Source organism: Thermosulfuriphilus sp., assembly GCF_054026695.1.
In genome coordinates this window covers 32,113-42,797 of the sequence record NZ_JBPMLP010000037.1, presented here as the reverse complement: position 1 = coordinate 42,797, position 10,685 = coordinate 32,113, and the positions used below count along the sequence as shown (strand labels likewise).

Below are 10,685 nucleotides of genomic sequence, written 5' to 3'. Positions count from 1 at the left end.
AAAAAACCTAGGTTTGATTAACCTTCTCAAGCTCAGCCAGGGCCCGAAAGACGGCCTTCTTTAAATCATCTAGACGAAACGGCTTGGGGATGAAGTCGAAAACTCCCTCCTGGAAGGCCTTGCGGGCACTGTCAGCATCGGCGTAGCCGGTGATGATGATCACCTTGGCCCGAGGATTAAGTTTTTTTGCCCTTTCAAAGACCTCCATCCCATCGATGTCCATCTTGAGGTCAGTGACGACAATATCAAAAGGGCCTTCTTCAAGGCGTCTTAAGGCCTCCTGACCACTGGTGAAAACCTCCACCTTGTAGCCCATCTTCTCAAAGACAAGCTTTAATCTCTTGCCCACAATGGGTTCGTCGTCGATGATCATCAGTCTGTATTTTCCCGTGGCCATCTAGTGCTCCTTTGTGACGCCAAAAAGGTCGTAGTCTCTGGCCAGAAACTTCTGGTAAGCCTCCTCCACAATGAGATCATTGTCCATGAGGACATCCAGCTGGCGAGTAAAGCCAATGAGCCGGCCGATCATCTTCAGAAGATCCATTATCTCTGACTGGGGAAGATTAGCCAGCCTGGCGACCAGGAGATCACCTTTGGTCACAATGTTAAAGTCATGATAGGTCAATATTTTATGGATCAGTTGGATGCGTCTTCCTCTTTTGACAACATCTGCAGCCCCACCAATAAATCGGAAATAGATGTGGTTCTCCCTGACGGCAGGCGAGCAATAAGTATCTAAAATATTGAAATGATATCCAAATCTTAAGCTGAGATTTAAGTAATAGGTAGATATTACCGCTATGTTATCTCCCACGTAGCGGGGAGCCTCGAGCTCTGGAGTCTTTAGCATGCTTGAGAGGAAATCTCGCATCTTCATCTGGACCGCCTGGGTCTGCCAGACCCCGGGCTCCAGCATTCCCTCCAGAACGGCCCGAAAAGGCAGACAATCTATATCTTCAAGACCTACAGCCTCTTTGTCTTCGGCCTCACCCCTTAGGCCTCCGCCGAGGTCAATTACCAGGATACCCGTAGGAATACCGATCTCGAGCTTCTTGGTCAGGCTCTTATCGAGCAGGGTGGCCTCTTCTCGGCCAACGTTAATCAGTTCCTGAACGGCCATTTCGTGACAAAACCGGAGGAGATCATGGAAGGTTTTGCAGGCTTCGGGGCGAAAATCGCGCACCAGCGGATCTATTAGATTAAGGGGAGCCACGTAGCGCAGTATCTTCTTAAGAAGCCTGAATTCTTTGGTCTCGAAGAGATCAAGTTGGCTGGCCGCCTGGAATTTAAGGAGTTCCTCGACTCGACCACGATAGATACAGTGATCATCGGCATCCACGGTAATGACTTCTCCCTGACGAACCAGTTGAGTAATATCCTCCATGCCTACAATGGCTGGAATGCGAAACTCGCGGCAGAGAGTGGCCATGTGACTGGTAGGAGAACCAATATCTGTCAGGATGGCCGAGGCCTTAGGCATCACCCTTACGAAATGGGAAGAATCACGGCGGGCTACCAAGATGGCCCCTTCGGGAAAGCGGTCAAGATCTTCCAGACGCTCTATGATAAAGACCGGCCCGGAGGCGATACCACCTTGGGCTACTTCACCTCGCCCTTCGATGACAAGCTCATATTTCTCCTTCAGGGCTGGAAGATCCTTGACCTCTAAGATCTTTTGATCAAAACGCAAAGGGCGACTCTGAAGTACATAGAGCTGACCATCCTCACCAATGGCCCATTCGACATCCTGAGGCCTTTTAAAATATCTCTCCAAGGTCAAGGCCAGACGGGCCAGTGATTTTAGTTCCACATCACTCAAGGAAGGCCTCTGGCGGAAATCAGGGGGAACATCACTTTCAACAATCCCTTCCCTAGCGGGGAGGATACAGCGATCCTTTTCGGCAATCTCCCGGGCCACAATTTGCTCGGGATCTGTACGGGAAACAAGAAAGCGGTCTGTGGGAAACCTTCCTTCGACGACCGCCACCCCTAGCCCCCAGGTGGAAGAAATAAGAATGGTCTCAAGACGCAGGTCCTGAGGATTCAAGGTAAACATGACTCCACTTGCCCGGGGGACGATAAGCTCCAGACAACCGACAGCCATGGCCATATCGCAGATAGGAATCCCAGAACGGCGGGCATAGGCCACGGCCTTTTCTCCAAAAAGACTGGCGACCACTTTCTTGTAGGCTCCGCTTAAGGTCTGAACTTCGGGCAAGACGTTGACGATGGTCTCGAACTGACCGGCAAAGGAGAAATCAAGATCTTCTTCCTGAGCACTACTTCTGATTACCAGGGGCCGAGCTCCCCGGTGTAACCGATAGGCCTCAAGGGCCTCAGCCATGGCTTTTAGAAGATCTGGGTCGGGCTCAGCTTCCAAAATAGCCTCAACCAGCTGGCGGCGGGAGGCTTCTATTTGTCCTTCTTCTCCCGCCTCAAGGGCCTTGCGCAAACCCTCAACAAGAGGCTCAAGGCCAGCAGTTCTTATGAAACGACGATAAGCCGTAGCCGTAATCACAAAGCCCTCAGGCACTCTCAGGCCCAAGTGTCTTCTGATCTCAGCCAAATGGGCCATTTTACCCCCTACAGCATCACTCATCTCCGGCCCGATATCCCTCAGGGCCACCACCAGGGGGGTTTCCTCCTCCCTGCCCTCAACAAGGGCCCGGATACGGCCGTCTATCTGCTCAAAAATCTCATAAAGGGAACTGTAGCGATTATCACAGAGCATGTTTAAGCTATGAATAGAATGAAAAACGGCCTCAGAGAGTTCTTCCGTGGTCCGCCGAATATAGGCCATATCAAAGATGTAATCACCACTGAGTTTGTCCCCCATGTCAGCAATGATCTCTAAGGCCCGGGTGTTGGAGTCAATGACTTCTCGGAAACGAGAGAAGACTACTCTTATAGGCAGACGCTCTTTGGCAGGCTTTTTGGGACGGAAAAAAGCACTTATGCGTTCAAAAAGGCCCATAACGCCTCATAAGATTTTTTTATAAGGGAGCGGGGAGAGCCCGCTCCCTTTAGGCCCGGGGGTTTAGTGGGCACCACCTTTGCCGCCAAAGATTACTCCTACTCCAATGCCGGCTATCACGGCGACCACTATTGCTATGATCCCATAGATGGGAGCCTTTTCAAAGGCCAGATCTGAGATAGCCTTGAGGAGTCCGACTTTCTGGACTTTGATCTCCTTCTGGCAGTAATCGATCACCTTTCCGTCCTTGACAGAGAAGACCCTCACCGTATAGGTGCCCGGGGGAGCCTGGTAAGGCCAGCGAACCATCAAGTTGTAGCCTGAAGTGAGGCTGTCGGATTCAATTTTAATAGACTGAATATCCTCCCGGTAGAGACGATTCTTCTCTTTGAATTTGACGAACTCCCGAAACCAGCGGTCCCGCTCAGGGCCGGGGTCAGGCTCTATTCGGACCTTGTCCGAAAGGGCCTCATAACCAATTCCATACTTAGCTCGATCGGTAGCCTCGATCAGCTCAGAGACGGGCTTGGAGGAAAAGACCATATAGACCCGGGGGACAGGATCGTAGGTGATCTCCCCCACGTTCATCCAGAAAACTCCCTTGACCTTTCCCTTTCGCCTCAGGGTCACCCGGTGGGGCTCATCCTGGATGAGGACCACAAATTCAACCTTCTGATCAGCATGACCATAGAGTTTGATGTTGGTCCCGTTGTAAAAAAAGGTAATGGGGACATAACTGGGCTCAACCTCACAGGAGACTACGGCCCGGGCCTCGGCCACCGAGGCCAAGAGGATAGCCAAAATGAGAATGATGATCTTGTCTTTCATTTAATGACCTCCTTTGTAAGCAAGTAGTACGCTGGGTTCAAGGATCAGACTGAGAAGCATCTTTACCGTGACGGCCAAGACGATGATGGCCAGAAGGATCTTGAGCTGATCACCTTTGAGTCTCCGGCCGATGACTGCCCCTATCTGGGCGCCAAAGGTGGAACCCAACAAAAGAAGGATGGCCAGAATAAAATCGACCGTGTGGTTGGTGTAAGCCTGAAGAAATGTGACCTCAATACAGGTAAACATGATCTGAAAGAGACTGGTGCCGACGACAACATGCATAGGCATCCGGAGGAGATAGAGCATGACGGGCACCATTAGAAATCCACCGCCAACCCCCATAATGGCCGCCAAGATACCAACAAAGGCTCCCAGGGCCACAGGAAGGATGGCCGAATGGGTAACGCCAGATTTTTCAAAGTGGATCTGGAATGGCAGATGGGAGATAAATGATTTTTTGGCCGGAGAGGCCTTTGTAGCTCCGGCAGTAGCCGTGGTCGAAGCCGGATTGTTGGAGGATTTTTTAAGGGCCATCAGGCTCTCCACGAACATAAAGCTTCCCACCAGGCCTAGCATGACCACGTAGGTGATTTTAATGAGGAAGTCAGCATTACCCATGGCCCTTAGGACCTTAATGATGTGGACCCCGATGGCACCCCCAGTAAACCCCCCAACCAGCAGGAGCAATCCCATCTTGAAGTCCACATTGCCCAGACGCCAGTGAGCAATAGTTCCCGAGGCCGAAGCGGCCACGATCTGATTGGCATCAGTAGCTGCAGCCACTGTGGGAGGGATGCCAATCATGATCAGAAGCGGCGTCATGAGGAAACCTCCCCCTACCCCAAACAGACCGGAAAGCAGGCCAACCATCAGCCCCAAACCGACAACCAGAAAAATGTTCACGCTGGTGAGCGCAATGGGTAGATAAAGATGCATTTTAAAACCCCTCCTGTTTTAATTTTTAATCTTGAAAATATTGCTCTATCAGCTGTAGCCCCTCAGGGTCATCCGGAGTAGAGACCACCAGAAAGCGAAGGCTCGGATAATACCAGTCAGAGTCTTCCTTGAGCTTGGCCTCAACAGCCTTCAGCCAGGCCTCAGTGGTCGAGATCTCTTTCTTGTCCGCCACACCCACGACCACCTGAAAGGCCCTTTTCTGTTTGAGGAGTTCAATCAGTGAGGGCTCCAGACCCTCCTTGGTAACCGTATAAAAGTTGAACTCCACTCCCTCACTTCTGGCCTTACTCCGGATGGCTGCAAAGGTCCGGTAGATCTCTTGAGACGGCTCCATATCCCCGTCAAGAAGGGCATAGACCTCTGCCGCCTCCCTCTTGGCCGCTTGGATAGCCAAAAAGGAACTCCACTTGATCAGCGAAGGCCCCATAATGAGGAGGACAATACCTTTGGCCATGACCTCTCCTTAAACAGCAGATTCACCCCTTTTAGCAAGGCAAATACCAGAAGCTATAAATACGCTAGAAAGCCATGTTAAAAAGCAAAAAAAGAGAACTGAGCCAGAACGTGTTCCAAAGTGAAAAAATGCTCAAGTCCAATCCCGAGTGTGTTCCAAGATGAAACCGGGAGGTCCTTAGTCGATCTTCAAAATTGACAGACCGAGGGTAGCCTTTATTCTAGGAATTCAAAATATCCCTTCCTTTGAGAGGGACCGTGAATCTTTTTCAAAAATTACGGGCCTTATTTCAATCAGAAACAGAAATAGACCTTAGTCCCCAGGAGCTCTATAGGACGAGGATTCATGATCTTGAAAGCTCTCTTGAAGAGGCCTTAAATAGGCTTAAGACCCTGGAAGATTTACTCCACTGGCCCCATTACTTTGATCTTCAGACCGTTCAAAGGCACTATAGAGACTTCCGCCGGAGCCTTCTCCGAAGCCTTAATGATTTCTTCTTCCTTACCGGTAAGGATTACCTTATTCTAGCCGAACGGTTTGAAGAGCTTGATCTCCGTATCAAGAATCTCTTAAATGGAGAAATCCCCCCCAAAAAACAGCTGATTCTGCCCCTTGAGAGCCTGGATATGGAAGACATCGGCCTTACCGGCCCCGGGATTGCCTTTTTGGCTGAGGCCAAAAACTATCTTCAGGTCCCTATACCTGACGGCCTGGTAATAGGCGACTGGGTTTTTGAGCTCTTTGTCAGGGAAAACGGCCTGGAGGGAGAGATTAAAAAGGGGCCTTCGGAGGAGGTAATCGAGCAAATCCTTAAGGGCTCTTTTTCCAGAAGGATAGAAGAAGAGCTTGAAGAAGTATTGATGTCCTGCCAAGAAGAGGACAAAAAGGCCCCTTTTGTCCTAGAACTTGAGGGAGGCATAGCCCTTAAAAGTCCTCCCCAAAAGGAGGCCTTTCTTGAGGCCTGTAAGGGTCTTTTTGCACTCTTCCTGAAGAATTCTTCCCGGGAAAGACCTCTTATTCTAGCTTTCAGAGAGGCCAGGTCTTCAGAAAGCCTAAGGGGCCGATTTCTGACCTTCTTTAGAGAAGAAAAGGCCCTGTTTCTCTTGGAGGCTGCCACCGGGACCTTAACGGTCCCGGTGCTCAGGAAGCCACCGTTTTTTTCCACCCCTCCAGAAGGATTAGATCCCCTTCTTCTTAGCGAGCTGATCCTTATGGGGCTTGAACTGGAGAAATATTTTGGAGAAGCCTTGGAAATCAGATGGATGCTTGATGATCAAGGCTTCCAAATCCTGAGGATAATGCCTCTGGGAGATACCCCCCCGGCCACAGAAGATGGGGCCCTGGTCCGGGGAATACCGGCTTGCCCAGGGATAGTCAGCGGCTATCCTGTCATTGTTTCGGAAGGAGATCTTCAGGATATCCCCCCCGAGGCCATTCTTTTGGTCCAGGAGGACCTCAACCTCTATGTCTCCCGGGCCTCTAGGACCAAGGCCCTTTTGGCTCGAAAGGGCAATCCGGCAAGCCATATGGCTAAGGCCTGCCGGAGGCTTAAAGTACCCTGTTTGGTGGCCCTTAAAGGTGGATTTGATCGCCTGAGGCCAAATGAACCAATCACCGTAGACGCCAACCAAGGCTGGATATACAAGGGGGGAAATCTCAAAGAGGCCAGAGCACCCCTTGGCTTCAAGGCCAAGGGGAACCGCCCCCGGCGGATTCTCCGTCGGGCAATGGAATTTATCCGTCCTGATATCAAGGGAAATCTTCCTCTTGATCCCAGGGCCTGTCATCGACTTGGAGATATGCTTTTCTTCATAAAGGAGAACCTTCGGAGAAGGAACAATGGGATCGTCCTTTCTTGAGAAAATTAAAGGTCTTCTCGGGGCCCCAAAGAGCCAAAGGAATCTTGAAGATTCCCAGTTGGCTAGAATCTTCTTTAGCGGAAGCCTGGAGATAAAAAGGCGCAATCTAGCCCTCATTGAATTCCTAGAGACAAGGGCTCTAGTTCTCAAGGAGTGGGCCTTTTTAAATGAGATTCCCTTTTCCGGAATGACCTGGGGACTTAAAGAAAGGCTAAATAAGCTCTTTAAGGAGCTCGAGAGGCTTCTCCTGCTTCTAAATGACCTCACTGAAAACAAATACCTCTGGCTTTTCTCCATTCTCAGGAGACTTGAAGACACCTATCTCAAAGGCCCCTCTAAGGTCTTTGCCTCCCTGGCACAGATCGAAGGATATTGTCTGCCAAAGATGGGGCAAATCCTCGCCGAACTAGGTGAGGTCAAAAATGTCCTCGGCCTCCCTGTCCCTGATGGGGTGGTTCTGGGATTGGAGCTTTTCCCTTTGGATCACCTTGACGCTCTCTCTCCGGAAGGGGCCGATCAGCCGTTGGAAAGGCTTAAGAAGGCCCTTTTTGGGCTTTCAGAAGGAATTTTTAAAGAGTTAGCCCAGACCCTGAACGAACTCTTCCCGCCAGGAAGACAGCTGGCCATAATGGTCTTCTCGGAGGGTGATCTCCCTTTGGCCACCATTCACGGCCCTCTGGGCAGAGATCCCTGGAGCCTAAAAAAAGGCTATGCTACCGCCTGCCTCAAACATATCTGTCAATCCTCTCTCAGGGGGGAATCCCTCCAGGTCTCAGCCTTCATATTCGACTGCCCCTCCATAGTGGCCTCAGGAGCCTTCTTTACCCGAGATCCCCGCTTTCCTGCTGAGCAGGATAGCCTGGCCACTGCTGTCTGGGGCCTATCCGGTCTCGTTCCCAGCCAAGGCTTGGCGGATCTATATCTGCTCGATGAACGCGGCCACCTAAAAGAAACCATCGTTGAGGTAAAGGAAAAAAAATTGGTCCTCAAGCCTTCTGGCCTCCTCTCTTACGAAAAGGTACCCCAGGGGCTTCGCCATCGTCCCTGCCTCTCTGCTACCCAGATCAAGCGACTCCATGACTTTGGAGCCCTGATTGAAAACCATCTGGGAGGCCCCCGGGAGATTCGCTGGGGTCTCGATAAGGCCGGATGGTTCTACCTCTTTGGTATCTATAAAATAGGGCTTCCCGGAAGGAGAAAGCCTCAGAAAGGGTCTTTGATCTCCCATGGTCGCCCTCTTAAAGAAGGAATCGTCTCCGGCCCTTTAGTAATAGCCAGGGGCCGATCTGTCCCGCCAGGGTCAATCCTCCTCTGGGAAAAAGGTGAAAAGTTGACCAAAGACAAAGGGATCAGGGGAATCATAATCCAGGGGGAGGATTTAGCTCCTGAAGGTTTCGATGGCCCGGTGATAGCTGTCCCCCATGGGGATATACACCTTGAGACTCAAGAGATCATCACCCTGGATGCCTTCCGAGGGCAAGTTTACCAGGGGCGTCTAGGAAGCCGTCTTAAGACCAAGGGCTCTCTTCCTCCATCCTTGATACCTCTTTTTGCACTTAATCTGCCCCTTATCTTCGGTCCAGAAGATCCCTTGATAGGGATCAAACCGGGTGAGATCCAGAGCTTAAATGATATTCTCCACCTAGCCTTTGAAGCTATCTCTTGGGAGCTCTCCAGGATCGAAAATGAAGGCATCGCCGCCAGTCATCTCCTCACAGATCCACGCATTCCTCTTTCCTTCCACGTCCTTGACCTTGGAGGTGGCCTCTCCCCCCTGGCCACCTTCCGGCGGCAAATCGGGGTTTCAGACATCAAATCAACCCCCTTTTTGGCTCTCTGGCAGGGCATGACCCATGAAGGGGTCAGCTGGAGAGGACCAGTGGAGTTTGATTTAGGAGGTTTCTTCTCTGTGGTCTCCAGATCATTTGTTCGGGGAGAGGTCACCAAAGAAGGAGGCAAAGCTTTGGTCCTTCTGGGACAAGACTACCTTTTTTTAAAATGTCGCTTGGCCTATCATCTCCTAGCCATCGAGGCCAGAAGCACCGAGTTTGACGAGGAAAACTACCTTGTTTTTCGTTTTGGCGGCGGTGGTGCCGGGGTTGAAGGCCGCAGACAGCGCTCTCTCCTCCTTGAGGATATTCTCAAAGAGCTCGATTTTCGGGTAGAAGTCAGGGGAGATTCGGTAATAGCCTTCTTTTTAGGGGGGAGCCCTGAAGAGAATTCCGAAAGACTGGATCAACTCGGGCGTCTGATGGGTTTCACCCGCCAACTGGACATGACCCTCCAGGACGAACGCACCCGAAAACGTTATGTCCAGGCCTTCTTCAAGGGCTACTACTCCCTCCTAGAAGAACCTCCCCCCGAGGGTAAGGATTAGGCAGACACCCCTTCCATCATCCGGACAAAAAGGTCCACTAGGGCCTCAGGCGGGGCTTTTTCGTATAAGCGGCGGTAAAATTCGACAAATAGGTCTCTGTCATCAAGACTCCTGGTATCAGAAATTGCCGTACCCACAGAGGCCGGAGGAGGGGCAAAACGAAGACCAAGAAGCCTTCCTTCATAGGCCTTCTTAAGGCGTTCTATGGCCTCCGGGCCGGCTGGAGGGAGAGAAACCTCCAGGAAGACCAGTTGTCCTTGGTACTGATCGGCAAGCCGTAAGGCCTCCTGATGGTCCTCTACAGTTATCAAGGCCACCTTCCTGGGCCTGTCAATGGGGAGGGACGAAAGACGGGAGCCTGTCTCGTCTATATCTATCAGAGAAAAAAACTTCTCCGGGCTTAAACGGGCCTCCTCTCTAGACAGAGGAAAGATAGATCCACTGTAACAGGCCCCTTTGAGGCGCTGATATCGATGAAGGTGACCCAGGGCCATGATCTTAGCTGGGGGGAGGAGATGACGGGGTATAAGGGCTAGGTCTCCGATTATCTGTCGCTCCGAGCCCGCTGTCTGTCCCCGTTCAAGGAATAAGTGGCCTACTAGAAGGTCCGAAGGTCCCAAAGGGCCCAGAGCGGCCAGCCCTTTGAGGCGGGTCTCCAGACTTCCTTGTCCCGGAAAGCGGACCTCCGAGGGATAAGGCAGAAGAAAAAGAGTGATGGATCCCTGAGGGAGATCTAGTCTCAACTGAGGCCCTCGGGCCTTAACCGAAAAGCCAGGGCCTTGATAGTCATATCTTCCGGGCTCCCCTGGACGACCGGCGATCACTAAGCCGTAGCCCTCAAGGAGGGCACGGGCCGAAGTCAGGCCTTCAGGGGAGTCGTGGTTTCCGGCAACGACAACTACTGGCCGCCGGCCGCCCTCGGAGAGTTCTGCTAAGGCGTCATAAAAAAGACGCTGAGCGGAGGCCGAAGGATGATAGTGATCAAAGACATCTCCAGCAACAACTACCAGGTGGCAGCCCTCTCTGCCGACTATCTCGACCATCTCCTCTAGGGCGGCCCGCTGTTCTCCCAAAAGGGAATAATCCGTACCCTCAAAACTTTTGCCAAGATGCCAGTCTGAGGTATGTAGAACCCTAATCACAGGCCTTTATTAACCGGGAAATGGTCTTTTAAAAAGGTCTCCAAAGAATCTAACAGGATAGCAGAGAATTTCTCCACACCCAAAATAGATA

8 protein-coding genes are annotated in these 10,685 nt (G+C 51.5%); 2 read left to right on the top strand and 6 right to left on the bottom strand.

All coding sequences use genetic code 11. From position 1 onward, the window contains the following. Positions 1 to 7: 7 nt before the first annotated feature. From ACXJJX_RS05745 to ACXJJX_RS05725, 5 genes are all read right to left on the bottom strand, one after another. Positions 8 to 397: a response regulator gene (locus tag ACXJJX_RS05745; protein ID WP_456433074.1), complete on the bottom strand. Its 390-nt coding sequence runs from the start codon at positions 395 to 397 to the stop codon at positions 8 to 10. After that, positions 398 to 2,974, bottom strand: a complete 2,577-nt coding sequence (locus tag ACXJJX_RS05740) for a PEP/pyruvate-binding domain-containing protein (protein ID WP_456433072.1) — start codon at positions 2,972 to 2,974, stop codon at positions 398 to 400. Positions 2,975 to 3,037: 63 nt separating this feature from the next. Continuing rightward, positions 3,038 to 3,802, bottom strand: a complete 765-nt coding sequence (locus ACXJJX_RS05735; protein WP_456433070.1) for a TIGR02186 family protein — start codon at positions 3,800 to 3,802, stop codon at positions 3,038 to 3,040. Then, the gene (locus tag ACXJJX_RS05730) at positions 3,803 to 4,741 is read right to left on the bottom strand and encodes a sulfite exporter TauE/SafE family protein (protein ID WP_456433068.1); all 939 of its coding nucleotides are present in this window, start codon (positions 4,739 to 4,741) and stop codon (positions 3,803 to 3,805) included. It abuts the gene before it with no gap. A 25-nt stretch (positions 4,742 to 4,766) separates the two neighbouring features. Then, a complete protein-coding gene (locus tag ACXJJX_RS05725; protein WP_456433066.1) occupies positions 4,767 to 5,216 on the bottom strand; it encodes a hypothetical protein in 450 nt (149 codons plus the stop codon). Between the two features lie 257 nt (positions 5,217 to 5,473). Here ACXJJX_RS05725 and ACXJJX_RS05720 point away from each other — a divergent pair, with 257 nt between their 5' ends. Together ACXJJX_RS05720 and ACXJJX_RS05715 are read left to right on the top strand one after the other, a co-directional pair. Beyond that, positions 5,474 to 7,075, top strand: a complete 1,602-nt coding sequence (locus ACXJJX_RS05720; protein ID WP_456433064.1) for a PEP-utilizing enzyme — start codon at positions 5,474 to 5,476, stop codon at positions 7,073 to 7,075. Next, positions 7,056 to 9,452, top strand: a complete 2,397-nt coding sequence (locus ACXJJX_RS05715) for a PEP/pyruvate-binding domain-containing protein (protein WP_456433062.1) — start codon at positions 7,056 to 7,058, stop codon at positions 9,450 to 9,452. The genes ACXJJX_RS05720 and ACXJJX_RS05715 overlap by 20 nt, the downstream gene beginning before the upstream one ends. Here ACXJJX_RS05715 and ACXJJX_RS05710 read toward each other — a convergent pair. Beyond that, positions 9,449 to 10,594, bottom strand: a complete 1,146-nt coding sequence (locus ACXJJX_RS05710; RefSeq protein WP_456433060.1) for an exonuclease SbcCD subunit D — start codon at positions 10,592 to 10,594, stop codon at positions 9,449 to 9,451. The two genes, ACXJJX_RS05715 and ACXJJX_RS05710, sit on opposite strands and share 4 nt — an antisense overlap. Positions 10,595 to 10,685: the final 91 nt, after the last annotated feature.

Coding starts and splice junctions, on each gene's coding strand:
- ACXJJX_RS05745 (WP_456433074.1), bottom strand. CDS start 397: ATGGCCACGGGAAAATACAGACTGATGATCATCGACGACGAACCCATT.
- ACXJJX_RS05740 (WP_456433072.1), bottom strand. CDS start 2,974: ATGGGCCTTTTTGAACGCATAAGTGCTTTTTTCCGTCCCAAAAAGCCT.
- ACXJJX_RS05735 (WP_456433070.1), bottom strand. CDS start 3,802: ATGAAAGACAAGATCATCATTCTCATTTTGGCTATCCTCTTGGCCTCG.
- ACXJJX_RS05730 (WP_456433068.1), bottom strand. CDS start 4,741: ATGCATCTTTATCTACCCATTGCGCTCACCAGCGTGAACATTTTTCTG.
- ACXJJX_RS05725 (WP_456433066.1), bottom strand. CDS start 5,216: ATGGCCAAAGGTATTGTCCTCCTCATTATGGGGCCTTCGCTGATCAAG.
- ACXJJX_RS05715 (WP_456433062.1), top strand. CDS start 7,056: ATGGGATCGTCCTTTCTTGAGAAAATTAAAGGTCTTCTCGGGGCCCCA.